The organism is Mycobacterium sp. (assembly GCF_035623875.1).
GTDB lineage: Bacteria > Actinomycetota > Actinomycetes > Mycobacteriales > Mycobacteriaceae > Mycobacterium.
Genome location: NZ_DASPSP010000167.1, coordinates 16,858 through 40,783 on the forward strand (window position 1 = coordinate 16,858; position 23,926 = coordinate 40,783).

Genomic DNA, 23,926 nt, shown 5'->3' on the forward strand with positions numbered 1-23,926 from the left:
CGCCAGCGACGATGCAGTGGGGGCACCTCCCGCTTGCGGGGGACGGAGCGATGAGGAGGAGCGGCGCATAGAAAGCGTGGGATTCGTTGCGGCTGTCCCGGTGCGGTGGTCGGACATCGACATGTACCAGCACGTCAACCACGCGATCATGGTCACGATTCTCGAAGAGGCCCGCGTCCCGTTTCTTTCGCATGCGTTCGGTGCCGATATCACCAGCGTCGGTCTGCTGATCGCCGACGTTCGCATCACGTACAAAGGTCAGCTACGGCTGACGGATTCGCCACTTCAGGTCACCATGTGGGTAAAGCGCGTGCGAGCGGTCGATTTCACGCTCGGCTACGAGGTGCGGTCGGCCAACGCTGACCCAGAGTCGAAGCCCGCCGTGATCGCCGAGTCGCAATTGGCCGCATTTCACATCGACGACCAGCGGCTGGTGCGCCTGTCGCCACATCATCGGGAATACCTGCAGCGGTGGCTCCGGTAGCAGAGCGGGGACTGTGGCTGGGTCCAGAAGCCATGGCGGCCCACCGCGCGGACTTGACCGCGTTCGTCGAGCGGGCGGCGCGGCTGGACGCCGCCGCGGTGATCCGGCTGCGCGCTCGTTCGGGCGGTTTAGTCACGGCTTGGGCGGCCACCGGCTTCGACGTGCTGGCGAGCCGGGTGGTGGCCGGCACCCTGCGGCCCCACGACTTATCCGTCGGCGCAGACGAATTGGCGCGCGGACTGGCCGCGGCAGACAGCTCCGGCTACGTCAATCCCGGATTCCCGATGGACTCCGCGTGGCGGGGCGTGTTGCCGCCGGACTCCGGTTTCACCCACCTCGACGACGTACCGGCACGCCTGATGCTTGACTTGGCGCAGCGCGGCGCCCAGTTGGCCAAAGAGCACGGCAGTGCCCAGGGGCCGCCGGTGTCGCTGCTCGACCAGGAAGTGATCCGGGTCAGCTCAGCCGACGTCAGCGTAGGTGTGCCTATGCGGTGTGTATTCGCTTTGACTGCAATGGGTTTCCTGCCGCAGTCAGCCGATGCCGTCGACGCCGACGAGATCGTCCGGGTACGTACGTTGCCGGCCTGGCTGCGCATCGACGCTCGGTTCGGTTCGGTATACCGGCGTCGCGGCGACCCGGCGCTCGTGCTGCGCTGATCTGCAGCGGAAGGCGGCGTGACGGCATTATGGTGCGTACCGGAACCACAAAGGCAGGACCGAATTGAGGTGGTCCATAAATTTCTTAAGGCCCACTCGGTATTCCCAGTAACCATACGGGTCCGCTGTATACGCCGGAAACGCGATGCCGCACCCGAACAGGCCGGGAGCGAGGATACCGGTAGTGGGGTCGTAATCTAGCTGGCCAAACTGTCTCGTGCCAGGCAGCTTTCGTCGCTCAAAACCGACCGTATAAACGACGCGGTCGCATGCCTCGAGCTTCTCGACAAAATCCGTGCCATCCACCCAGCATCTCTCCAGCCGGTCCGGATAGGTGCCGTCGATATTTTCTCGAGCCCATTCAGCCGCTTGACCTTTCAGGCCAACGTCGTCGTACAGAATCCAATCATCGAGGTAGACAGCGTATCTCAGCGGACTGCGGTAGAAGTTGATCACTCTCTCGACGGGATGACGCAAGAGATTCGGCAACGCGCTCATCGTCGAGTGAGAAGAACCAAACACGGCGACCGTGGCATTTTCCAGCGGCTGTTTTGCGAGCTTCTCCGGGTCGAGCGCCACTTCTAGCGGAATCTCCTCCAGATGAGGATAGGAAAGCTTTTTCGGAACTGCCCCGACAGCGAGGATCACATTTTTGGAGGCAAGTTCCCGCTGGTGCGTTTCAATTCTCCACTGCCTTCTTTCCAAGAAGAGGGCGGTCGCAATCGTTTGGAAAACTTCTACCCGCTCACGAACGTGTTGGGTGATCCAAACCAAAGGATCGGCAATCAGCGCCAGGGCGCATGTCTCTTGAGGATCCACGTCCCGTAGCGGCATCGGAGGCGCCGCTGAGAACCGAAATGCGGAAGAGCCGTCCAAGTAGCTCAGGAACAGCCCGACCTGCGTGTTACTCGAAACCGACCGCCACTTCTCGCCGAGGTCACCGGCGCCAAATGCGGGGTCGATCCAGGCGATCGATTCGGGCGCTATGCCCTGATCGAGGAGTTTGCCCACAGCCGCGATCCCTGCAGGTCCGGCTCCGATAACTGTCCACGCGAAGGCCGCCATCGACTCTACCTACACCAGCCAGGCGGCGGCATTGGGTGGCAACTTCCCGTCAACCAATGGCGCGCTCGTCAGAATTACCTCGCCGGCCGGGAGCGGCTGCGCCCGCTTGCCGGTGTTCAGCGCACAGCGCAGACCATGCTCACCGCGGGCGAACACCAGAGCACCGCGGCGTGCGGTCAGCCACTCGACCCGGTTTCCAGTGAACTCCGCACGGCTATGGCGTATTCCGAGTGCGTGCTGGAAGAACGACAACGTCGAGTCGGTTTCGTTGAGCTGTTTTTCGACGGTCAGGGTCGCCCACTCCGGCGGCATCGGCAGCCAGGTGTCGGGCGCTGTGGAGAACCCGAACGGGGGAGTGTCGCCGCGCCACGGAATCGGAATGCGGCACCCGTCGCGGCCGCGCACGGTGTGCCCCGAGCGTTCCCACGTCCGATCCCGCAGCGCTTCGTCGGGCAACTCGACACTGGGCAGCCCCAACTCCTGCCCGTTGTAGAGAAACACCGCACCAGGCAGCGCGAGGGTCACCATCGCCATAGCCCGGGCCCGATCGAGTCCGACGACACCCCCGCCGTAGCGGCTGGGTCCCCGTTCGACGTCGTGGTTTTCCAATGTCCAAGTGGGGGTGGCGTTTTCAATCGCTGCGGCGGCCAGGGTGTTCTCGATCGCATCATGGATGCTTGTGGTGTCGAATTTGGCTCGCACCATGCGGAAATTGAAACCCAGGTGCAGCTCGTCGGCGCGCAAGTACTCGGCCCAGCTCGCGTTGTCGAAAACCCAGACCTCTCCGATGGTCACCGCCTCGGGATAGTCGTCCATGACCGTGCGGATGTCGCGGTGAATCGCGTGCACGTTGGGATGATTGAACCGTGGATCACCGTCGCTGAGCATCCGCGGCCGCATTTCGACATCGGTGTCCGGGAGCCCCGGCGGCTTGGCCATCCCGTGCGCGACGTCGATGCGGAAGCCGTCTACGCCGCGCTCCAGCCAGAACCGCAACGTCTTCTCGAGATCGTCAAATACCTCCGGGTTGTCCCAGTTGAGGTCGGGCTGCTCGACGTCGAAGAGATGCAGATACCACTGGCCCGGATTACCGTCCGGCTTAACGACCCGGGTCCAGGACGGCCCGCCGAACACTGACTGCCAGTTATTCGGAGGCTCGACACCACCTGGTCCGCGACCGTTGCGGAAGATGTAGCGGTTCCGGGCTGCGCTGCCCGGTTCGGCGGCCAGTGCCTCTTGAAACCAGGGATGCTCCGAGCTGGTGTGGTTGGGCACCAAATCCATGGTGATCTTGATGCCGCGCTCATGCGCTGACGCGATCAGTCGTTCAAAAGCGGCCAGGTCGCCGAACAACGGATCAATGTCCCGCGGATCCGAGACGTCATAACCGTGGTCGGCCATCGGGGACACCATGATCGGGCTGAACCAGAGCGCGTCGACGCCCAGTCGATCCAGATAGTCCAGCCGCGACGCCACTCCGTCGAGGTCGCCGACGCCGTCGCCGTTGCTGTCCGCGAATGACCGCGGATACACCTGATAGAACACCGCGCGCGCCCACCACGGTTCGTGTTGCGACCTGCTCATCAGAAGGCGGAATTGACTAGCGAGTGCGCGGCCATCTCCAGGTACTCAAGCAACTCCTTACGATGCGCATCGTCGAGGGTGTCGGGGTCGATGGATGCGACCGCGGTGTGCATACACCGTAGCCAGGCGTCACGCTCGAACGGGCCGATCTGGAACGGCGCGTGCCGCATCCGCAAGCGGGGATGGCCACGTTGCTCGGAGTACGTCCGCGGGCCGCCCCAGTACTGCTCGAGGAACATCCGCAGCCGTTCTTCGGCGCCCGCCAGGTCGTCTTCGGGGTACACCCGACGCAGAATTTCGTCCTCGGCGACCAGCTCGTAAAAGCGCGACACGATCGCGTGGAAGGTGTCAGCGCCACCGACAGCGTCGTAAAAGGATTGTTCTACTTGTTCCATCACCTTCCATTGTGGGGCATCGGGACCGACCGCTGGGTGCATGTCATCCGCCGTCGCGGAACTTGGCACCCGCTGTTCATCGGATTGACCAGCGAACACCGGCCAATTTGGCGTGCGATCGCTGGCGAATCGTGGTGGACTGTTCGGCGGAGGATGTATGGCGCAGCGCAAAGGACGCCGCCACCGTAGTTCCGGTGCCGCGGCAGCCCTAACCGGGCTCGCGACCAGTTCATGTCTGCACAGTGTCTCCAGCGTCCCCCGCATCGACCAGTCGCCGGTCTCGCATGAGGCCGGCTCGATCTGGAATCGCCGGCGTGTGCTGCTGCTGAACTCCACCTACGAGCCGCTGACGGCGTTGCCCGTCCGGCGGGCGATCATCATGCTGATCTGCGGCAAAGCCGACGTCGTGCACGACGATCCAACCGGCCCCGTCATTCATTCGGCGACCAGGGCGATTGCCTTGCCGTCGGTGATCCGGCTGCGGTCGTACGTTCGGGTGCCCTACCGGGCCCGTGTCCCGATGACCCGGGCGGCACTGATGCACCGTGACCGCTTCTGTTGCGCTTACTGCGGGTCCAAGGCCGACACCGTCGACCATGTAGTGCCCCGCAGCCGCGGCGGCGATCATTCCTGGGAGAACTGCGTGGCGTGCTGCTCGAACTGCAACCACCGAAAAGGCGACAAGCTGCTCACCGAGCTCGGCTGGTCGCTGCGGTTGGCGCCGACCTCGCCGAAGGGCCAGCACTGGCGGCTGCTGTCGACGGTCAAAGAACTTGACCCGTCATGGGCGCGATACCTCGGCGAAGGCGCGGCTTAGCCAAGTGACGATGCGGGCCGCGTAGCGGCAATCCTGGTGTCGCCCGGTGGAGTGATCGCCGGTGGGATACGGTTTGCGTCGTGAGCATGATGGAAGTCCATCTTTACTTCGTGGGAATCCCGTTGTTGCTGGTGGCCGTGCTGGTGGCGCTGATCTGGTCGCGTAAGGGACCGCATCCGGCGACCTACAAGTTGTCTGAGCCATGGACTCATCCGCCGATCCTGTGGGCGGCCACCGACGAGGTTTTCGGTCATGGGGCGCATTCCGGCCACGGCACGTCGGAAATCAGCGTGGGAGGTGGTGCCAGTGGCAAGTGGTGAGGTCGCAATCGTCAGGCCGGCCGAGCTGCCCAGCGGCTCGGTGATCACCACCAGCGGGCGGATCTCCGGGGTCACCGAGCCCGGAGAGCTGTCGGTGCACTACCCGTTTCCCATCAACGACCTGGTCGCCCTTGACGACGCGCTGACCTACGGGTCGCGCGCCGCGGGCGCACGGTTCGCTGTTTACGTCGGCGACCTGGGCAGCGACACCGCGGCGCGGGCCCGCGAGATCCTGGGCAAGGTGCCGACGCCGAACAATGCGGTGCTGATCGCCGTCTCACCCGACCAGCACGCGATCGAGGTGGCTTACGGCTCGGAAGTTCGCGGCCGGGGTGTCGAGTCGTCCGCGCCGCTGGGCGTCGCCGCCGCGGCGTCGGCGTTCCAGGCCGGCGAGCTGATCGACGGCCTGGTCAGCGCAATCCGGGTGACCAGCGCCGGCATCTCGCCGACCTAGCTCGTTCCGCCCCGTCAGGCCGCCCCGCCACCGTCGAACCGGCGGGCCCGTAGCGACCGCTCGATACCGGCCCGGCCCTCGAGCACCAGCCGGCGCAGCGCCGGAGGCAGCCCGGGGTCAGCAAGAAAGCGGTCGGCGGCGGCGATGCCATCGTCGCTGATGTCCCACGACGGGTACAGACCGATCACCACCGTCTGCGCGACCTCACTCGAGCGGCGTTGCCACACGCCGGCTATCGCCGCGAAATAGCGCTCGGTAAACGGCTTCAGTAGCTCGGCCTGGCCGGGCTCGACGAAGCCGCCGATGATCGAACGGGCGGTGATGTTGGGCAACGTGTCGTCTTCGACGACCTGGCTCCACGCCTTCTCCTTGACGGCCGACTGCGGCCGCGCGGCCGAGGCTTGGGCGCCATGCCGCTTGCCGGCAGCCGTCGGGTCGCGCTGGACCTCGGCATCGATGAACGGCGTCTCCGGGCCGTCGGCGTCGACATCGCCGGCGGCGGCCAGCGCAGTGACGATGCGCCAACGCAGATCCGTATCGATCGACAGGCCGGTCAGTCCCAGATCGGCGGGGTCGTGGTCGAGCAAGTCGGCCAGCACCACGACGTGCCGGGTCGACAGCACCGATGAGCACAGTGCGTTGACGAAGGCCAGTTGATGGTCAGAGCCCGCCTGTGCGCCGCGGGCCAGTTCCAGCAGCTGGTCAGCGAACGCCGGCCAGCCGTTTAAGTGGGCCCAGTCGGGGTTGGCGTAAGAACCCAGTGCGGTCTGCGCCTGTAACAGCAGCCGCTGCGCCACCCCGACTTCGGTCTCGCCATGAACGCCGCCCGAGACCAGTGCCACGAAGTCGCGGGCGCGCAGCTCGGCGTCGCGGGTCATCTCCCAAGCAGCCGACCACACCAGCGTGCGCGGCATGGGCTCGGCGATGTCGCCGATGCGTTCCAGCGCAGTCTGCAGAGATTCAGGATCCAGTCGAAGCGAACAGTAGGTCAGGTCGTCGTCGTTCAACAGTATCAACCGACCACGCGAAATGCCAACCAGCGCAGAAACTTCCGTGTTTTCACCGCTTACATCGAGTTCGTCGCGGTGGATCCGCACCAGCTTGCCACTGCCATCGTCGTCGTAAATCCCTACCGCGAGCCGATGCACGCGTGTCTCGCCCGCGCCGGGTTCAGCGCCGCTCTGCGCCACGGCGAACCGGGTGAACCGCCCGCCGGCATCGATGTCGAAATCCGCGCGCAGCGTGTTCAGGCCGGTCGTTTTCAGCCACTGCCGACCCCAGTCGGACAAGTCACGGCCCGAGGCCTTTTCCAGCGCGGTCAGCAGGTCGTCGAACGTGGCGTTGTCGAACGCGTAGGCGCGGAAGTAGTCTCGCAGACCGGCCAGGAAGTGTTCCAGGCCGACATAGGCCACCAGTTGCTTGAGCACGCTCGCGCCTTTGGCGTAGGTGATGCCGTCGAAGTTGACTTCGACCGCGGCCAGGTCCGGGATATCGGCGGCCACCGGGTGCGTCGACGGCAGTTGGTCTTGGCGGTAGGCCCACGACTTTTCGGCGTTGGCGAACGTCGTCCACGCTTGCGTGAATTCGGTTGCCTCGCTTTGGCAAAGCACCGAAGCAAAGGTGGCGAACGACTCGTTGAGCCACAGGTCGTCCCACCAACGCATGGTGACCAGGTCGCCGAACCACATATGAGCCATCTCGTGCAGCACGGTTTCGGCGCGACGCTCATAGGACGCGCGGGTGACCTTGCTGCGGAAGACGTAATCTTCCAGGAACGTCACGGCGCCGGCGTTCTCCATCGCGCCGGCGTTGAACTCCGGGACGAACAACTGGTCGTATTTGCCGAATGCGTACGGCACGCCAAAGTTCTTGTGATAGAAGCCAAATCCCTGCTTGGTCTGGGTGAACAGCCGCTCGGCGTCCATGAATTCCGCCAGCGTGGCCCGGCAGAAGATGCCCAGCGGAATCTCGCCGTGCTCGTCGCGGTAGGTGTCGTCCCAGCGGGCATACGGGCCGGCGATCAGCGCCACCAGGTAGGTGCTCATCCGCGGTGTGGTGGCAAATGTGCGCACGCCGCCGTCGGTGCTTACCGCGGCACCGTTGGAGACGACCTGCCAGTGCTGCGGTGCGGTCACCGACAGGTCGAACACCGCTTTGAGGTCGGGTTGGTCGAAGCAGGCGAACATCCGCTTGGCGTCGGCGGTTTCGAACTGCGAGTACAGATACACCTCATTGTCGACGGGGTCGACGAATCGGTGCAGGCCCTCGCCGGTGTTGGAGTAGCGGCAGTCGGCGTCGATCACGACTACGTTGTGCTCTGCCAGACCGGTCAGTGCGATACCGATCGACTCGTCGTAACCGGACACGTCCAGTTCGCGGTCGTTGAGGGTGGCGCGGCGAATCTTGTCCGCGGCGATGTCGATGACGGTGTCGGCACCCGGCAGTGCAGCGAACTCGACGGTGGTGATCGACCGGAAGATCCGTTCGCCTGGCCCACCGCTGCCGTCGGTGAGATCCAGGTCGATCCGGTAACCGTCGACGGTGATCAGCGCGGCGCGTTCGGCGGCTTGGTCACGGGTGAGGTTCGGTAGTGCCACGTGTCCAACTTAGGCGCGCGACGCGGCCAGCCGCTTGGTGCCGAGACAATCAGTGCCAGCGGCGGGAACAGGACCGCCGCGGCTAGGGTTGTGCTGGACGGTTGATCGGCCGTCGAGGAGAGGATTCCAATGCCTGAGAAGTCAGTTGCCGATTTTTGGTTCGATCCGCTGTGCCCGTGGGCCTGGATCAGCTCGCGCTGGATCCTGGAGGTGGAGAAGGTCCGCAATATCGAGGTCAATTTCCGGGTGATGAGCCTGGCGGTGCTCAACGAGAACCGTGAGGGGCTTCCTGACGAATACCGGGAACGGTTGGCGAAGGCCTTCGGGCCGGTGCGGGTGGCGATTGCCGCCGAGCAGGCCCACGGCGCTGAGGTGCTCGCGCCGCTGTACACCGCGATGGGCACCCGCATTCACAACGAGGACAACAAGGACCTCGACGATGTCATCAAGCAATCCCTGGCAGAGGTGGGGTTGCCGCCCGAGTTGGCCGACGCCGCTAACACGGACGCCTATGACGACGCCCTGCGCAAGAGCCATCACGCCGGGATGGACGCCGTCGGCGAAGACGTCGGCACACCGACCATCCACGTCAACGGGGTGGCGTTCTTCGGCCCCGTGCTGTCCAAGATTCCGCGCGGCGAGCAGGCCGGCAAGCTGTGGGACGCGTCGGTGACATTCGCGGCCTACCCCCACTTCTGGGAGCTCAAGCGGACCCGCACCGAGAAGCCCGAATTCGACTAGACAGTCCGGGCGGCGAGCCGCGGCGCCCGGTTTTGGCGCGCTTGCGATTGCCGCCGCCGGGCCGCGTTGCGCCGGTGAGCACCGGCAGGTAAGGATTGCGGGCATGCGTGTCTATCTCGGCTCTGACCATGCCGGATTCGAGCTCAAGCAGCAGATCATCGACCACCTGAAGAAAACCGGCCACGAGCCGATCGACTGCGGGGCCTTCAGTTACGACCCCGAGGACGATTACCCGGCGTTTTGCATCGACGCGGCTACCCGCACGGTGGCCGACCCGGACAGCTTGGGCATCGTGCTCGGCGGATCGGGCAACGGTGAGCAGATCGCGGCAAACAAGGTGCCGGGGGCCCGCTGCGCGCTGGCGTGGAGCGTCGAGACGGCGACGTTGGCCCGGCAGCACAACAACGCCCAACTGATCGGAATTGGCGGCCGGATGCACACCGTCGACGAGGCGTTGTCCTTCGTCGATGCGTTCCTGACCACACCGTGGTCGAAAGCTGAACGCCACCAACGGCGTATCGACATACTCGCCGAATACGAACGCACTCACCACGCGCCGCCGGTACCCGGCGCGGTGGGTTAAGACCAGGCGTGCCCGAAGGGCATACCCTGCATCGACTGGCCCGGCTGCACCAGCGTCGATATGCCGGTGCGGCAGTAGCGGTCTCGAGTCCGCAGGGTCGGTTCGCTGCGGCGGCATCTGCTGTCGACGGCCAGGTACTGCGGCGCGCCAGCGCGTGGGGTAAGCATCTGTTCCACCATTATGTAGGCGGCTCGACCGTGCATGTGCACCTCGGGCTGTACGGGACCTTCACCGAGTGGACGCGGCCGCCCGATGTTGCGATGCCGCTTCCGGTCGGGCAGGTGCGGATGCGGATGGTCGGCGCCGAATACGGCACCGATTTGCGCGGCCCGACGGTCTGCGAGCTTCTGGATGACGCGCAAGTCGCCGATGTGGTGTCTCGGCTCGGGCCTGACCCGCTTCGCCGAGACGCCGACCCGGCGTGGCCATGGGCACGAATCAGCAAGTCGCGCAGGCCAATCGGCGCGCTGTTGATGGATCAGACGATCATCGCTGGCGTCGGCAATGTCTATCGGAACGAGCTGCTGTTCCGCCATCGCATCGACCCGTATCGGGCCGGCCGGGCGATCGGTGAAGCCGAGTTTGCCGCAGCGTGGACCGACTTGGTGGACTTGATGAAGATCGGTTTGCGGCGCGGCAAGATCATCGTGGTACGCCCCGAGCACGACCACGGTGCACCGTCTTACGGCCGCAATCGGCCGCGCACTTACGTATACCGGCGTGCCGGGGATCCGTGCCGGGTGTGCGGCACGACGATCCGCAGTGCCGAACTGGAAGGCCGAAACGTCTTTTGGTGCCAAACCTGCCAGACCTAACGCGGATTGTTGCAGCATGATGGGATGAACCACGCCGGCCTCGCTCGCAATTGCTCATCTGAGCGCAAGGGTCTACTGGGCAATCACATAGCTTGCACCGGTATCCATACCCGCATGAACAAGTTCGCAAGCAGTGTTGCCGCGGTAGCGGTGATGGCCGCCGGTTTGGGGTGGGTCGGTTCGGCCGCCGCGACCGAGGCTGAAGCGCAACCTGGGCCCAACATCAATTGGTGCCCGGGCGATTTCTGGGATCCGGCGTGGGGGCCTAACTGGGATTGGAACGCCTGCCACGGCACCTGGCAAGCGCCCCCGATCATCAACAACGGACCTACCATCGTCCAACGTCCGCCGAGCGTTAATAACCCGGGCGTGCCGGGACCGGTCCGCCCCAGCGGCCCTGGTGGGCCGGGAGGACCGGGTAGCCCTGGCGGACCTGGTCCTGGTGGGCCTGGTGGGCCAGGACCTGGAGGCCCCGGCGGGCCGGGCGGGCCTGGCGGACCGGGTGGGCCAGGAGGATCGGGCGGGCCAGGAGGGCATGAACCCGGCGGCCCCGGTGGACACGAACCGGGCGGCCCTGGGGGTGATGGCGGACACGGGCCCGGCGGACCGGGAGGGCCTGGCGAGCCTGGGACCGGCGAGCCCGGACCTGGAGGACCTGGAGGACATGATCCTGGGGCTCCGGGCGGGCCGGGAGCGGGCGGCCCGGGGTCTGAGGGACAGGGACCTGGCGGACCGGGCGGCCCCGGATCTGGGCCGGAACCCGGCGCGCCTGCGCCGGAACCTGCCGGACCCGGACCCGACGCCGGCGCGCCCGCACCGGATGCTAGCGGAGCTGGACCGGCCGCACCGGACACCGGCCCGTCTGGACCGGATACCGGCCCGTCCGCAGGAGCCGACTCGTCTGGCAGCTCCGACTCGTCCGGAGGAGCCGACTCGTCTGGTAGCTCCGACTCGTCCGGGGACAGCTGATAGCGACGCCGATAGGCCTTGCTGACTAGCCCCTACTAGTGTCGCGCTATCGCTGGCGTAACAAGGCGTTTCACGACGGCTGCGCGCTCATTCCTCATCTCCGCAGCGCAATTTGGCGTTATCGAGGACGAATTAGCCTCTGACGCAGATATGTACGGGCAGGCGGTCAGCGCCTCAGGCAGGCACTGTCGCCAAAGGTATTCGGCTTGAGTCTAAATCGCCCCGTATAACCCGAACCACGCACTGCGTCTCGCTGCCGGGCGAAGGGTCGCAGCCGCGAAGGCGAGAACGTGCAGCCGGCTCTCGGATCCTCAATTTCAGCCGTAGTTGTATTGCTAGAACGGAAGCATGAAAAATGTCGCGCGCTGGACCGCAGGAACAGCCATAATTGCTGCCGGTCTGGGACTGGCCGGTTCGGGCGCTGCTACCGAGACTCAAGCTCAACCGGGCCCGTTCCCGCAGTGGTGCCCAGGTGATTTCTGGGACCCGGGGTGGGGTCCCAACTGGGACTGGGGAGGCTGCCACGATAACTGGCAGGGACCTGGGCCCAACCCTCATCCTGATCCGCGCTGGGGACCGGGATGGGGTCCCGGTGGACCGTCGCCGCCGCCCTGAGCCGGTCGATCTGGCGGGCCCGGCCACCCGCCGTCTGGACCCAGTGGCCAGGGCGGACCGGGTGAACCTTGGGTAGTGAATTGCTAGACCGGGCGGACCTGGTCGTCACTGGGTGCAGCGTGGGCCGCGCAGTCAGCTCTTCTTAACCCCGAGCGCCGCGTAGATCTCATCACTGAGCGCCACGCTGCGTGGGTCCGCGTTGGCCTTGGTGGCGTCATAGCGATTCATCACGTACGCGTAACCGATCCGGTGCTCCAGGTCGACGAAACCGAACGAGCCGCCCAGGCCACCGTGGCCGAAGATCCACGGGTTGGGGCCGTTGACGCAGCGCTGGTTCAGCATGTAGCCCAGACCCCATCCATGGTCGGCAACGCGCGGGCCGAGGACCAGATCTGTGTCGAAGCCACCTTGCGACACCCGGACCAGATCCATGTGCCTGCGGCTGAGCAGTTGCTCCTGCGCGAGCGCGTTGTAGAAGGTCGCCAGTCCCAGCGCCGAGACTTGCCCGTTGGTGCCCGGGAATTCGATTTCCCGCCATAACTCGAGATCGTTGGAGCCGACTTCGTCGTCGGGTGCGAATCCCATCGACACGGCCAGGCCGGCTTTGGGGTGTTCAGCCAGCGTGGTGGGGTAGCCAGGCGCGTCGACGTCAGAAAGCATCTTGCGGATGTGGGGCTTTTCCACCAGATCGGCGCAGCGGCGTTGTTCGGCGCGTGACAAGCCGATGTGGACCTCGGCGCCGAGCGGCGCCGCGATTTCGGTGCGCAGATATTGACCGACCGTGTTACGTGTCACGCGGCGGAACACCTCGCCGAGGATGAAGCCGTAAGTCGTCATGTGGTAGCCCTGCGCGGTTCCGGGCTCCCACCACGGTTCGGCGGCGGCCAGCCGTTCGCAGACCAAATCCCAGTCGGTCATCTGCTGCCAGGGCAGTCGCTTGCGCGGCCCGATCACGCCCGACTGGTGAGCCATCACCATCCCGATGGTGATGGCCTCCTTGCCGGCCTGCCCGAACTCGGGCCAATACCGGGATACCGGCGCATCCAGATCGAGCTCACCGCACTCGACGAGCTGATGTACGCATGTGCTGGTCAAGCCTTTGGTGCCGGACAGCACGGTGGCCACCGTGTCCACCTGCCACGGTCGGGTACCGGCGGCATCGGCCGTACCGGCCCAGAGGTTGACGACCAACTCGCCATCCACCCAGGCTGCGACCGCTGCACCAACCTCTTTGCCCTGCACAAAGTTCTGCTCGAACGCGTCGCGTACCCGCTCGAAGCGCGACGCGCATGAGCCGTGGATTTTGACGTGGGCCATTGTGCCAGTGTGCTGAATTGTCGGCCTCCTCAGCCTCGCCGGACCCGCTAGTCCTCCGCCTGCTCCGCCTCCACAGCCTAATAGGCCCGCATGTCGAGTGCCCGACTCGAGCGGGCGACGGGAATCGAACCCGCGTAGCTAGTTTGGAAGACTAGGGCTCTACCATTGAGCTACGCCCGCGTGTATTAGTCGAGCGCGACTGTACGTTGCGGCAGACATCAAATCCAAATGATGCCATTCCGTAACTTCGTTGTGAGGCCGCTACTGGGATGGCGGGGCTTGGCCGTAGGATCGCGAGGTCACCGCGGGGTGTAGCGCAGCTTGGTAGCGCATCCGCTTTGGGAGCGGAAGGCCGCAGGTTCAAATCCTGTCACCCCGACCGGCACGTCACAGGCAACGGGCTTGAGCAGTACAAGACCACCAGAAGTCCGCCAGTACAACCGAGGAGCAAACCCGTGAAGAGCACCGTCGAGCAGTTGAGCCCCACCCGGGTTCGCATCAACGTTGAGGTGCCTTTCACCGAGCTGCAGCCCGACTTCGACCGGGCCTACAAAGAGCTGGCCAAGCAGGTGCGACTGCCGGGGTTCCGTCCCGGCAAGGCACCGGCCAAGCTGCTGGAGGCGCGCATCGGCCGGGAGGCGATGCTCGACCAGGTCATCAACGAGGCCCTGCCCAGCCGCTACGGCCAAGCGGTCACCGAAACCGACGTGCGTCCGCTGGGCCAGCCCGAGATCGAAGTCACCAAGAAGGAGTACGGCCAGGAGCTCGTTTTCACCGCCGAGGTCGACGTACGACCCGAGATCACGCTGCCCGACCTGAGCGCGCTGAAGATCACGGTGGATCCGATCGAAGTCAGCGACGAGGACGTCGACGCCGAACTGCAGTCCTTGCGGGCCCGGTTCGGCACCCTGACTGGAGTCGAACGGCCAGCCGCGACCGGCGACTTCGTCTCGATCGACCTGTCGGCCAATATCGACGGCGAAGACGTGCCCGAGGCATCGACGAAGGGACTGTCCCACGAGGTCGGCTCCGGCCAGCTCGTCGATGGTCTCGACGACGCGATCGTCGGCCTGTCAGCCGGGGAAAGCAAAAGCTTCACCACCACGATGGCAGCCGGGCCGCACACCGGGAAGGAGGCTGAGGTCACCGTGACCGTGGGCTCGGTCAAAGAACGCGAGCTACCCGAACCCGATGACGAATTCGCCCAGCTGGCAAGCGAATTCGACACCATCGACGAGTTGCGCGCCAATCTGACCGATCAGGTGCGCCGGGTCAAGCGCGTCCACCAGGCGGAGGAGATCCGCACCGCCACATTGGATGCCTTGCTCGAGCAGGTCGACATGCCGCTGCCGGAAGCGATCGTGCAGGCCCAGGTGGACAACACCCTGCACAACGCGCTGCATGGCCTCGACCACGATGAAGCCAAGTTCGCCGAAGCGCTGGAAAAGCAAGGCTCGTCGCGCGAAGAGTTCGACGAGGACACCCGCTTGAACTCCGAAAAAGCCATCAAGACCCAGTTGCTGCTGGACGCGCTGGCCGACGATCTCGACATTCAGGTCAGCCAGCAAGACGTCACCGAACGGCTGGTGCTGACGTCGCAGCAGTACGGCATTGAACCCCAACAGTTGCTCGGCTACATGCAGCAGAACAATCAGCTGCCGGCGATGTTCGCCGACGTGCGCCGCGGGCTGACCATCGCTGAGGTGGTCGAGACGGCCACCGTCACCGACACCGACGGCAACGCCATCGACACCGAGGAGTTCTTTGGCAAGCACGCCGGATCGGAGGCCGGGGATGATGGGGAGACTGCGGACGTCGACGTCGCCGAAGCCACGGATGCCGGAGGCGCCGCGGCGTCGTCCGAAGAGCCGTCGGGCGACACGAAGTGACGCTGTGAGCGAACGCGGGGAGTTCGGGGAGTGCGCGGCGGCCCCGGTTGGTTAGTGTCGGTGCATACGGAACTCAAAGAAAGCAGGTAAGCCACTGTGAGCCGTGCGAGTGAAATGCGGGCGAACGCGGGGGGTCTGAACCTCGTCGATTCGGTCTATGAGCGTTTGCTCTCCGAGCGCATCATTTTCCTGGGGTCGCAGGTGGATGATGACATCGCGAACCGGCTTTGCGCGCAGATCCTGCTGCTCGCGGCCGAAGACAGCAACAAGGACATCTCGCTGTACATCAATTCGCCCGGCGGATCGATCAGCGCCGGCATGGCGATTTACGACACCATGGTGCTGGCGCCGTGCGACATCGCCACGTACGGAATGGGCATGGCCGCGTCGATGGGCCAGTTCCTGCTGGCCGCGGGCACCAAGGGCAAGCGGTACGCGTTGCCGCACGCCCGCATCCTGATGCACCAGCCGTTGGGCGGGGTCACCGGTAGCGCCGCCGACATCGCCATCCAGGCCGAGCAGTTCGCCGTCATCAAGCAGGAGATGTTCCGGCTCAACGCCGAATTCACCGGCCAGCCGATCGAGCGCATCGTGGCGGATTCGGATCGCGACCGCTGGTTCACCGCCCCGGAAGCCCTGGAATACGGGTTCGTCGACCACATCATTACCCGTGCCGAGACCAACGGAGCCCGATCACTATGAACCCCGAACTCCAGCCCCAAGCGCGTTACATCCTGCCGTCGTTCATCGAGCATTCGAGCTTCGGCATCAAGGAGTCCAACCCATATAACAAGCTGTTCGAGGAACGCATCATCTTCCTCGGCGTCCAAGTCGACGACGCGTCGGCCAACGACATCATGGCGCAGCTGCTGGTGCTGGAATCCCTCGATCCCGACCGCGACATCACTATGTACATCAATTCGCCGGGTGGTGGGTTCACCTCGCTGATGGCGATCTACGACACCATGCAATACGTGCGAGCCGACATCCAGACGGTGTGCCTGGGACAGGCCGCCTCGGCCGCGGCTGTGCTGCTGGCCGCCGGAACACCGGGCAAGCGGATGGCGCTGCCGAATGCGCGCGTGCTGATCCACCAGCCCTCGCTGTCGGGCGTGATCCAGGGCCAGTTCTCCGACCTGGAGATCCAGGCCGCCGAGATCGAGCGGATGCGCACGCTGATGGAGACCACGCTGGCTCGCCACACCGGCAAGGACGCCGCGACGATCCGCAAGGACACCGACCGGGACAAGATCCTGACCGCGGAAGAGGCCAAGGATTACGGGATCATCGACACCGTCCTGGAGTACCGGAAGCTGTCGGCGCAGACTGCGTAACGGTTTCGGCCCATCGCCGAGCGTGCACTCACGGCGACTTTTCCGCGGCTGATTCTTCGTCCTGGATACACGCTCGGCGAATAGCGGCGATGTCGGCTGGTCGCACCCGACAGCACCCCCCGATCACCCGTGCGCCTGCTGCCAACCACTGCACAGCCAACTGCGGCGCGAACCGCGACGGGCCGACCCATGCGCGCCGAGCGCTATCCCAGCGCTCGCCGCTGTTGGGATACACGATCACCGGTTTGCCGGTTACTCGGGCCGGGCCGATCGCCGACAGCACGTCGTCGGGTGTGCAGCAATTGACCCCGACCGCGACAATCTCCGGTACTCCCGCTGCCACGGCGAAAGCGTCGGCCAGCGGCTGACCGGCGCGGGTGTGTGTGCCGTCGACGGTGTAGCTGAGCCAGGCCGGCACACCAAGTGTTCGCACCAGGTTCACCAGCGCCTCGGCCTCGTCGACGTCGGGGATGGTTTCCAGGGCCAGCACGTCGGCGCCGGCGTCTGCCAGCACCTCCAGCCGAGGCCGGTGCCAGTCCTGTAGCTGCGCAACGCTGAGCCCGTAGCGTCCGCGGTATTCCGAGCCGTCGGCGAGCGCGGCGCCGTACGGGCCTACCGAGGCGGCTATCCGCCGCCCCACGCCGCCCACTTCGTCGCGCGCGTTCCTGGCAAGTTCGACGCTGCGCCGAAGCAGCCGGGCAGTGTCGTCGCGACCGATCCCGCGGGCGGCGAAGGCGTCGAAGGACGCCTGGTAGCTGGCCGTGGTCGCGATCATTGCCCCGGCACGAAAGAAGGCGGTATGCACCGCGGTGACCTCCTGCGGCGCGTCGGCCAGCAGCCGTGCCGACCACAACGCGTCGGAAAGATCATGACCGCGCGCCTGGAGTTCGGTCGCCAGGCCACCATCGGCGATTAAGGCGGTATTCTCGGGCACGGCGAATCCCACAGGCCTAATGTAGGTCCGCCGACCATGTCCGGCTTTCGGTCGCATAACGGCCGCGACACGCCAAGGACACGGCGGCGCGTTCCGGCAAGCGTGGGGCCGCCTCAGGCGATATGTTCAGGCAGGCAAGCACGAATATCACCGACGCGATTCGGCTCTAACGGTCGCATCGCTGTAGAGCAAGCGGGTAGCGTCGGGAAAATACACGCGGCATAGCACGATCGGACCGGTAACAGGAAGTAGGCCTCCAGCACCATGGCGCGCATCGGAGACGGCGGTGACCTCCTGAAGTGCTCGTTCTGCGGAAAGAGCCAGAAGCAGGTCAAAAAGCTAATTGCGGGGCCCGGCGTATACATCTGCGATGAGTGCATCGATCTCTGTAACGAGATCATCGAAGAGGAACTCGCCGACGCCGACGACGTCAAACTTGACGAGCTGCCCAAGCCTGCCGAAATCCGCGACTTCCTGGAGGGCTACGTCATCGGCCAAGACACCGCCAAGCGGACGTTGGCGGTCGCTGTCTACAACCACTACAAGCGCATTCAGGCGGGCGAGAAGGGCCGTGATTCCCGGTCAGGCGAGCCCGTCGAGCTGACCAAGTCCAACATCTTGATGCTGGGCCCCACCGGGTGTGGCAAGACCTACCTGGCCCAGACGCTGGCCAAGATGCTCAACGTGCCATTCGCCATCGCCGACGCCACCGCGCTGACCGAAGCCGGTTACGTCGGCGAGGACGTGGAAAACATTCTGCTCAAACTGATCCAGGCCGCCGACTACGACGTCAAGCGCGCCGAGACGGGGATCATCTACATCGACGAGGTCGACAAGATCGCCCGCAAGAGCGAGAACCCCTCGATCACCCGCGACGTATCCGGGGAAGGCGTGCAGCAGGCGCTGCTGAAGATCCTCGAAGGCACCCAGGCGTCGGTGCCCCCGCAAGGCGGCCGCAAGCACCCGCACCAGGAGTTCATCCAGATCGACACCACCAACGTGCTATTCATCGTGGCCGGTGCGTTCGCCGGGCTGGAGAAGATCGTCTCCGACCGGGTCGGCAAGCGCGGTTTGGGCTTCGGGGCCGAGGTGCGCTCCAAGGCCGAGATCGACACCACCGACCACTTCGCCGAGGTCATGCCGGAAGACCTGATCAAATACGGGCTGATTCCCGAATTCATCGGCCGGCTGCCGGTGGTCGCGTCGGTGACGAACTTGGACATGGAGTCTCTGGTCAAAATCCTGTCTCAGCCCAAGAACGCCTTGGTCAAGCAGTACACCCGGCTGTTCGAGATGGACAACGTCGAGCTCGAATTCACCGAGGACGCGTTGGAAGCGATCGCCGAGCAGGCGATTCATCGCGGCACCGGGGCCCGCGGCTTGCGCGCGATCATGGAAGAAGTTCTGCTGCCGGTCATGTACGACATTCCCAGCCGTGACGACGTCGCCAAGGTCGTGGTGACGAAGGAGACCGTCCAGGACAACGTGCTGCCGACGATCGTGCCACGCAAGCCGGCTCGCACCGAGCGCCGCGACAAGAGCGCCTAGCAGAACTGGCCCGTTCGGTAACTGTTGAGTGCCGACGCCGCTGGGACAATCCCACGGCGGACCTCACACGCGCTGGATTTACTGAACTTCTTTCTGGCTGATGTTCGCGACGGTCTGGGCCGGTACCTCTCGATTTATCTCCTGCTGACCCACCACTGGGACCAGGCCTCGATCGGCTTCGTGATGGGGGTCGGCGGCATCGCGGCGATCATCGCGCAGACACCGGTGGGCGCTTTCGTCGATCGGACGACCGCCAAGCGGGCGCTGGTAATCGCCGGCGCAGTTACAGTCACTACCGGGGCCCTGGGGACGAAAGCCGATCTTCCTGGTTGGTTTCGCCGTCTTGACGGCTCGCGGCTTCCTCTACACGCTGTCCGACAACTCGTACTGGCTGGTCGGCGTTCAGATCCTCGACGGCGTCGGCGCCGGGATTTTCGGCGCGCTGTTCCCGCTCGTCGTGCAGGACCTGACGCACGGGACCGGGCGGTTCAACGTCAGCCTGGGTGCGGTGACCACAGCGTGGGGTGTGGGCGCGGCGCTCTCGAACATCGTCGCCGGATGGATCGTGGTGGTCGCTGGCTACGACGCGGCGTTCAGCTCGCTGGGTGCCCTTGCCGGGGTGGGCTTGGCGCTCTACCTCGCTGCCATGCCCGAGACCGGCCCCAATGCCGCGACAAGTGTGAAAAGCAGGTCCCCCGCGCCTCCCCCAAATGGGGGAGGCGCGGGGGAGGGAAGCCGCTAGCAAATATTACCGGCGCGTAACTTCGATTCTTAGACTTCGCGCGCCAGCAAAAGTGACGAACACCACACTTCGTCGCGAGATTGGCCGATGACGTGTGTCTGACCTCGTATTTTGGTCAAGTGGCGGTAGCGTGGCGGTGTGTATCGGCGTCAATGAATCCTAAGAATAGTGCAATAATCGGTACCGCCAGTGACATAAAACCCGGCCGGGGATTCACTCCGACGATACGCACCGGTAGCTGCAGCGTGCCCGTGCGGTGAACAGCGATGGAAGGCGGGGACGTGGGTCCGAACGACAACGGAGCCAGGTCAGAATCTCACCCAGATTCACACCGAGCCGATGCGACGCTGCCCGAACCGCAAAAGCGGGAGAAACTAGAACAAATTGTCATCCGTTTCGCCGGGGACTCCGGCGATGGCATGCAGCTCACCGGTGACCGGTTTACTTCGGAGGCAGCGCTTTTCGGTAACGACCTGGCGACCCAACCGAACTATCCGGCCGAGATCCGCGCGCCCCAGGGCACGCTGCCGGGCGTCTCGTCGTTCCAGATCCAAATCGCTGACTACGACATCCTCACCGCCGGCGACCGGCCCGACGTGTTGGTTGCGATGAACCCGGCGGCGCTGAAGGCCAACATCACCGACCTGCCCATCGGCGGGCTGGTGATCGCCAACTCCGACGAGTTCACCAAGCGCAACCTGGCCAAAGTCGGCTACCAGGACAACCCGCTGGAAAACGGAGAACTGTCCGACTACAAGGTTGAGGCCGTCCCGATGACCACGCTGACGCTCGGCGCGGTCGAGGTCATCGGCGCTTCGAAGAAAGATGGCCAGCGGGCCAAGAATATGTTCGCGCTGGGCTTGTTGTCGTGGATGTATGGGCGGCCGATCGAAACCAGCGAACGATTCATCAGGGAGAAGTTCGGCCGCAAGCCTGACGTCGCCGAGGCGAACGTGCTGGCCCTGAAGGCGGGGTGGAACTACGGGGAAACCACCGAGGCCTTCGCCGTCACCTACGAGGTCTCGCCGGCGAAGCTGCCCACAGGTGAATACCGGCAGATCTCCGGCAACACCGCGTTGGCCTACGGCATTGTCGCCGCCGGTCAGCTGGCCGACATTACGGTTGTGCTCGGCAGTTATCCGATCACGCCGGCCTCGGACATCTTGCACGAGCTCTCCAAACACAAGAATTTCAACGTGATTACCTTCCAGGCTGAAGACGAGATCGGCGGGATCTGCGCTGCACTGGGCGCCTCTTACGGCGGTGCGCTCGGGGTCACGAGCACATCGGGACCCGGCCTGTCGCTGAAGTCCGAGGCGCTTGGACTGGCGGTGATGACCGAGCTGCCGTTGCTGGTCATCGACGTGCAGCGGGGCGGGCCGTCGACCGGCTTACCGACCAAGACCGAGCAGGCTGATCTGCTGCAGGCGCTGTACGGCCGCAACGGGGAGTCGCCGGTGGCGGTGCTGGCGCCGCGGTCGCCGTCGGACTGCTTTGAGACCGCACTGGAGGCGGTGCGCATCGCGGTGTCGTACCACACCCCGGTAATTGTGTTGTCGGACGGGGCAATTGCTAACGGCTCAGAGCCGTGGCGAATCCCGGACGTCGATACGCTGGAGCCCATACAGCACATCTTCGCCAAGTCGGACGAGCCGTTCCAGCCGTATGCCCGCGACCCGGAAACCCTGGCTCGGCAATTCGCCGTACCCGGCACCCCCGGTCTGGAACATCGCATCGGCGGGTTGGAAGCTTCGAACGGTGCGGGCGACATCTCCTACGAGCCGGCCAATCACGATCTCATGGTGCGGTTGCGCCAGGCCAAGATCGACGGCATCTCTGTTCCCGATCTGGAGGTCGACGATCCGACCGGAGACGCCGAACTGCTGTTGATTGGGTGGGGCAGCTCCTACGGTCCGATCGGCGAGGCTTGCCGGCGTGCGCGGCGCAACGGCATCAAGGTTGCGCATGCCCATCTGCGGTATCTCCGACCATTCCCGGCCAACCTGGGCGAGGTGCTGCGGCGCTACCCGCAGGTCGTGGCGCCGGAGATGAACTTGGGCCAGCTGGCGCTGCTGCTGCGTGGCCAGTACTTGGTCGACGTGCAATCGGTTACCAAGGTCCAGGGCGTCTCGTTCTTGGCCGACGAGGTGGGGCGTGTCATCCGCGCCGCGCTGGGCGGGACATTGGCCGAAATCGAGCAGGACAAGACGATGGTCGCGAGACTGGCGGCGGCTACGGTTGGAGCGGGAGCTAACTGATGACTGACCTGATCGGCACGGGCGTGGATCTCGGGCTGCCGGACGTGCTGTCCAAGAACTACGGTGTGCCCACCACCGACCAACCGCAGAAGGCCAAGGACTTCACCACTGACCAGGAGGTCCGGTGGTGCCCCGGGTGCGGCGACTACGTCATCCTCAACACGATGCGCAACTTCCTGCCGGAGATGGGACTCCGCCGCGAGAACATCGTCTTCGTCAGCGGCATCGGCTGCTCGAGTCGGTTTCCCTACTACCTGGAAACCTATGGCCTGCACTCGATCCACGGCCGTGCGCCGGCGATCGCGACAGGTCTGGCGCTGGCGCGTGAGGACCTGTCGGTCTGGGTGGTCACCGGAGACGGGGACGCGTTGTCGATCGGCGGCAACCATCTGATCCACGCGTTGCGTCGCAACGTCAACCTGACCATCCTGCTTTTCAACAACCGGATCTACGGCCTGACCAAGGGTCAGTACTCGCCGACATCCGAAGTCGGCAAGGTCACCAAGTCGACGCCGATGGGATCGCTTGACCAGCCGTTCAACCCGGTGTCGCTGGCGCTCGGCGCCGAGGCGAGCTTCGTCGGCCGGGCGCTGGACTCCGACCGCAACGGCCTGTCCGAGGTTTTGCGTGCCGCGGCGCAGCATCGCGGGTCCGCGTTGGTCGAAATCCTGCAGGACTGCCCAATTTTCAACGACGGTTCGTTCGACGCGCTGCGCAAAGAGGGCGCCGAGGAGCGGGTGATCAACGTCCGCCAGGGCGAGCCGATCATCTTCGGCGCCAACGGCGAATACTGCGTAGTGCGGTCGGGATACGGACTCGAGGTGGCCAAGACCGCCGACGTCAGCGTCGACGAGATCGTGGTGCACGACGCGCACGCCGCCGATTCGGCTTACGCGTTCGCGCTCTCGCGGCTGTCTGAGCAGAACCTCGAGCACACGGTGATGGGCATTTTCCGTCAGGTCAGTCGGCCAACCTACGATGACGCGGCCCGAGCACAGGTCCGCGCCGCGCAGGAGTCCAAGCCGGGCGACCGCGCCGCATTGCAGTCGCTGTTGCACGGGCGCGACACCTGGATTGTGAACTGAGGTGACGCCGGCGGCGAAGCCGGCTTCGTTGGCCGGTGTGGTATTGGCAGGGGGAGCGTCGCTACGGATGGGCCGGGACAAGGCCACCATGCCGGTTCCCGCCGGTCTCCTCGGCTCCAAAGACGGGTCCGAAGCGCCCACAACGATGGTCGAGCAGGTGGTCAGCGTTGTCGGGCAGCGGTGTCAGCCGGTTTTCGTCGTCGCCGCGCCGGGACAATCCCTGCCGGAACTGCCGGCCCGCGTGGTGCGAGACGAGGTGCGAGGACTGGGCCCCTTGCTCGCCACCGGGCGCGGATTGCGCGCCGCCGCCGAGGCCGGCGCGAAGCGGGCGTTCCTGTGCGCCGCCGATATGCCATTGCTGACTGTCGATTTGATCGACTTGCTGGAAAGCCGGGCCATTGAACTGGACGCCGACGTCGTGTTGCCGTGGGACGGCCGCGATCACTACCTGGCTGCGGTATACCGGACCGAACTGGCCGCGCAGGTCGATGCTCTGATAGCCGCCGGCGAACGGAATATGCGCGCGTTGGTCGACCGGGTCGACGCGCAACGAATCGTGATACCCGAGTCCCGGTCGCTGGCGAACGTCAACTCGGCGGCCGATCTGCGCCTGCTGCAGCGGACCGGGAGCTGACAAGCTAAACCCTCTTTCACGCGGGTTCAATTTAGTCGGGCAACGCTTTCCATCGACAATTATTCGACGCGTTCACACGTCCGAAAT

The 23,926-nt window shown here is 65.0% G+C and carries 21 protein-coding genes, 2 tRNA genes and 2 pseudogenes; 18 read left to right on the plus strand and 7 right to left on the minus strand.

Going from position 1 to position 23,926, the window contains the following annotated elements; genetic code table 11:
• Position 1: 1 nt before the first annotated feature.
• The 3 genes and pseudogenes from VEI45_RS13605 to VEI45_RS13615 all read left to right on the plus strand — a co-directional run.
• Positions 2-70: pseudogene (locus tag VEI45_RS13605) on the plus strand (16S rRNA (guanine(966)-N(2))-methyltransferase RsmD); the annotation flags it as partial.
• Positions 68-484, plus strand: coding sequence for a thioesterase family protein (locus tag VEI45_RS13610; protein WP_324854102.1), 417 nt, complete (start codon positions 68-70; stop codon positions 482-484). The pseudogene VEI45_RS13605 and the gene VEI45_RS13610, both read left to right, overlap by 3 nt.
• A gap of 32 nt (positions 485-516) precedes the next feature.
• Positions 517-1,143, plus strand: coding sequence for a hypothetical protein (locus VEI45_RS13615; RefSeq protein WP_324854104.1), 627 nt, complete (start codon positions 517-519; stop codon positions 1,141-1,143).
• 27 nt (positions 1,144-1,170) lie between these two features.
• Here VEI45_RS13615 and VEI45_RS13620 read toward each other — a convergent pair whose 3' ends face one another.
• The 3 genes from VEI45_RS13620 to VEI45_RS13630 are packed head-to-tail and all read right to left on the minus strand — an operon-like array spanning position 1,171 to position 4,187.
• Positions 1,171-2,208, minus strand: a complete 1,038-nt coding sequence (locus VEI45_RS13620; RefSeq protein WP_324853990.1) for a pyridine nucleotide-disulfide oxidoreductase — start codon at positions 2,206-2,208, stop codon at positions 1,171-1,173.
• Between the two features lie 9 nt (positions 2,209-2,217).
• Entirely contained in the window at positions 2,218-3,792 is a 1,575-nt protein-coding gene (locus VEI45_RS13625; protein ID WP_324853992.1) for a glycoside hydrolase family 13 protein, read from the minus strand.
• Positions 3,792-4,187 (minus strand): globin, encoded by a 396-nt coding sequence (locus VEI45_RS13630; RefSeq protein WP_324853994.1) that lies wholly within the window; start codon positions 4,185-4,187, stop codon positions 3,792-3,794. The genes VEI45_RS13625 and VEI45_RS13630 overlap by 1 nt, the downstream gene beginning before the upstream one ends.
• Before the next feature lie 157 nt (positions 4,188-4,344).
• Here VEI45_RS13630 and VEI45_RS13635 point away from each other — a divergent pair, with 157 nt between their 5' ends.
• The 3 genes from VEI45_RS13635 (at position 4,345) to VEI45_RS13645 (ending at position 5,778) form a co-directional block, all read left to right on the plus strand.
• Positions 4,345-5,004: an HNH endonuclease gene (locus VEI45_RS13635; RefSeq protein ID WP_324853996.1), complete on the plus strand. Its 660-nt coding sequence runs from the start codon at positions 4,345-4,347 to the stop codon at positions 5,002-5,004.
• An 89-nt stretch (positions 5,005-5,093) separates the two neighbouring features.
• Positions 5,094-5,324: a hypothetical protein gene (locus tag VEI45_RS13640; protein ID WP_324854106.1), complete on the plus strand. Its 231-nt coding sequence runs from the start codon at positions 5,094-5,096 to the stop codon at positions 5,322-5,324.
• Positions 5,311-5,778, plus strand: coding sequence for a DUF5130 domain-containing protein (locus tag VEI45_RS13645; protein ID WP_324853998.1), 468 nt, complete (start codon positions 5,311-5,313; stop codon positions 5,776-5,778). The genes VEI45_RS13640 and VEI45_RS13645 overlap by 14 nt, the downstream gene beginning before the upstream one ends.
• A 14-nt stretch (positions 5,779-5,792) precedes the next feature.
• On the opposite strand, the gene pepN is transcribed toward VEI45_RS13645, so the two are convergent.
• Complete coding sequence (gene pepN, locus VEI45_RS13650) at positions 5,793-8,375, minus strand: aminopeptidase N (RefSeq protein ID WP_324854000.1); 2,583 nt, start codon at positions 8,373-8,375, stop codon at positions 5,793-5,795.
• Between the two features lie 129 nt (positions 8,376-8,504).
• Here pepN and VEI45_RS13655 point away from each other — a divergent pair, with 129 nt between their 5' ends.
• The 3 genes from VEI45_RS13655 to VEI45_RS13665 all read left to right on the plus strand — a co-directional run bounded on the left by VEI45_RS13655 (position 8,505) and on the right by VEI45_RS13665 (position 10,514).
• Positions 8,505-9,116 (plus strand): DsbA family protein, encoded by a 612-nt coding sequence (locus VEI45_RS13655; RefSeq protein ID WP_324854002.1) that lies wholly within the window; start codon positions 8,505-8,507, stop codon positions 9,114-9,116.
• A gap of 103 nt (positions 9,117-9,219) precedes the next feature.
• A complete protein-coding gene (locus VEI45_RS13660) occupies positions 9,220-9,699 on the plus strand; it encodes a ribose-5-phosphate isomerase (RefSeq protein WP_324854004.1) in 480 nt (159 codons plus the stop codon).
• A gap of 8 nt (positions 9,700-9,707) precedes the next feature.
• The gene (locus VEI45_RS13665; RefSeq protein WP_324854006.1) at positions 9,708-10,514 is read left to right on the plus strand and encodes an Fpg/Nei family DNA glycosylase; all 807 of its coding nucleotides are present in this window, start codon (positions 9,708-9,710) and stop codon (positions 10,512-10,514) included.
• 1,716 nt (positions 10,515-12,230) lie between these two features.
• Here VEI45_RS13665 and VEI45_RS13670 read toward each other — a convergent pair.
• Entirely contained in the window at positions 12,231-13,415 is a 1,185-nt protein-coding gene (locus VEI45_RS13670) for a serine hydrolase domain-containing protein (RefSeq protein WP_324854008.1), read from the minus strand.
• Between the two features lie 109 nt (positions 13,416-13,524).
• A tRNA-Gly gene (locus tag VEI45_RS13675) sits at positions 13,525-13,595 on the minus strand.
• A gap of 125 nt (positions 13,596-13,720) precedes the next feature.
• Here VEI45_RS13675 and VEI45_RS13680 point away from each other — a divergent pair.
• The 4 genes from VEI45_RS13680 to clpP2 all read left to right on the plus strand — a co-directional run bounded on the left by VEI45_RS13680 (position 13,721) and on the right by clpP2 (position 16,638).
• Positions 13,721-13,794, plus strand: a tRNA-Pro gene (locus tag VEI45_RS13680).
• A 76-nt stretch (positions 13,795-13,870) separates the two neighbouring features.
• Complete coding sequence (gene tig, locus VEI45_RS13685) at positions 13,871-15,304, plus strand: trigger factor (RefSeq protein ID WP_324854010.1); 1,434 nt, start codon at positions 13,871-13,873, stop codon at positions 15,302-15,304.
• Between the two features lie 114 nt (positions 15,305-15,418).
• Positions 15,419-16,006, plus strand: coding sequence for an ATP-dependent Clp protease proteolytic subunit (locus VEI45_RS13690; protein WP_414687478.1), 588 nt, complete (start codon positions 15,419-15,421; stop codon positions 16,004-16,006).
• Complete coding sequence (clpP2, locus tag VEI45_RS13695) at positions 16,003-16,638, plus strand: ATP-dependent CLP protease proteolytic subunit ClpP2 (RefSeq protein ID WP_324854014.1); 636 nt, start codon at positions 16,003-16,005, stop codon at positions 16,636-16,638. Before VEI45_RS13690 ends, clpP2 begins: the two co-directional genes overlap by 4 nt.
• Before the next feature lie 28 nt (positions 16,639-16,666).
• On the opposite strand, the gene mmuM is transcribed toward clpP2, so the two are convergent.
• Positions 16,667-17,572, minus strand: a complete 906-nt coding sequence (gene mmuM / locus VEI45_RS13700) for a homocysteine S-methyltransferase (RefSeq protein WP_324854108.1) — start codon at positions 17,570-17,572, stop codon at positions 16,667-16,669.
• A gap of 264 nt (positions 17,573-17,836) precedes the next feature.
• Between mmuM and clpX the strand changes: the two genes are divergently transcribed.
• From clpX to mobA, 5 genes and pseudogenes are all read left to right on the plus strand, one after another.
• On the plus strand, positions 17,837-19,120 hold the full coding sequence (gene clpX, locus VEI45_RS13705) for an ATP-dependent Clp protease ATP-binding subunit ClpX (protein WP_324854017.1): 1,284 nt from the start codon (positions 17,837-17,839) through the stop codon (positions 19,118-19,120).
• A 24-nt stretch (positions 19,121-19,144) separates the two neighbouring features.
• Positions 19,145-19,862: pseudogene (locus VEI45_RS13710) on the plus strand (MFS transporter).
• 281 nt (positions 19,863-20,143) lie between these two features.
• Complete coding sequence (locus VEI45_RS13715; protein WP_414687476.1) at positions 20,144-22,120, plus strand: 2-oxoacid:acceptor oxidoreductase subunit alpha; 1,977 nt, start codon at positions 20,144-20,146, stop codon at positions 22,118-22,120.
• A complete protein-coding gene (locus VEI45_RS13720; protein ID WP_324854020.1) occupies positions 22,120-23,205 on the plus strand; it encodes a 2-oxoacid:ferredoxin oxidoreductase subunit beta in 1,086 nt (361 codons plus the stop codon). Before VEI45_RS13715 ends, VEI45_RS13720 begins: the two co-directional genes overlap by 1 nt.
• A 1-nt stretch (position 23,206) precedes the next feature.
• Positions 23,207-23,839 (plus strand): molybdenum cofactor guanylyltransferase, encoded by a 633-nt coding sequence (mobA, locus tag VEI45_RS13725; RefSeq protein ID WP_324854022.1) that lies wholly within the window; start codon positions 23,207-23,209, stop codon positions 23,837-23,839.
• Positions 23,840-23,926: the final 87 nt, after the last annotated feature.

Excerpts from the sequence above, each read along its gene's own strand:
- VEI45_RS13670 (WP_324854008.1), bottom strand. The coding sequence starts at position 13,415 with ATGGCCCACGTCAAAATCCACGGCTCATGCGCGTCGCGCTTCGAGCGG.
- VEI45_RS13615 (WP_324854104.1), top strand. The coding sequence starts at position 517 with ATGGCGGCCCACCGCGCGGACTTGACCGCGTTCGTCGAGCGGGCGGCG.
- VEI45_RS13630 (WP_324853994.1), bottom strand. The coding sequence starts at position 4,187 with ATGGAACAAGTAGAACAATCCTTTTACGACGCTGTCGGTGGCGCTGAC.
- VEI45_RS13690 (WP_414687478.1), top strand. The coding sequence starts at position 15,419 with ATGCGGGCGAACGCGGGGGGTCTGAACCTCGTCGATTCGGTCTATGAG.
- VEI45_RS13635 (WP_324853996.1), top strand. The coding sequence starts at position 4,345 with ATGGCGCAGCGCAAAGGACGCCGCCACCGTAGTTCCGGTGCCGCGGCA.
- VEI45_RS13625 (WP_324853992.1), bottom strand. The coding sequence starts at position 3,792 with ATGAGCAGGTCGCAACACGAACCGTGGTGGGCGCGCGCGGTGTTCTAT.
- VEI45_RS13655 (WP_324854002.1), top strand. The coding sequence starts at position 8,505 with ATGCCTGAGAAGTCAGTTGCCGATTTTTGGTTCGATCCGCTGTGCCCG.
- VEI45_RS13720 (WP_324854020.1), top strand. The coding sequence starts at position 22,120 with ATGACTGACCTGATCGGCACGGGCGTGGATCTCGGGCTGCCGGACGTG.
- VEI45_RS13640 (WP_324854106.1), top strand. The coding sequence starts at position 5,094 with ATGGAAGTCCATCTTTACTTCGTGGGAATCCCGTTGTTGCTGGTGGCC.
- clpP2 (WP_324854014.1), top strand. The coding sequence starts at position 16,003 with ATGAACCCCGAACTCCAGCCCCAAGCGCGTTACATCCTGCCGTCGTTC.
- VEI45_RS13660 (WP_324854004.1), top strand. The coding sequence starts at position 9,220 with ATGCGTGTCTATCTCGGCTCTGACCATGCCGGATTCGAGCTCAAGCAG.
- VEI45_RS13620 (WP_324853990.1), bottom strand. The coding sequence starts at position 2,208 with ATGGCGGCCTTCGCGTGGACAGTTATCGGAGCCGGACCTGCAGGGATC.
- clpX (WP_324854017.1), top strand. The coding sequence starts at position 17,837 with ATGGCGCGCATCGGAGACGGCGGTGACCTCCTGAAGTGCTCGTTCTGC.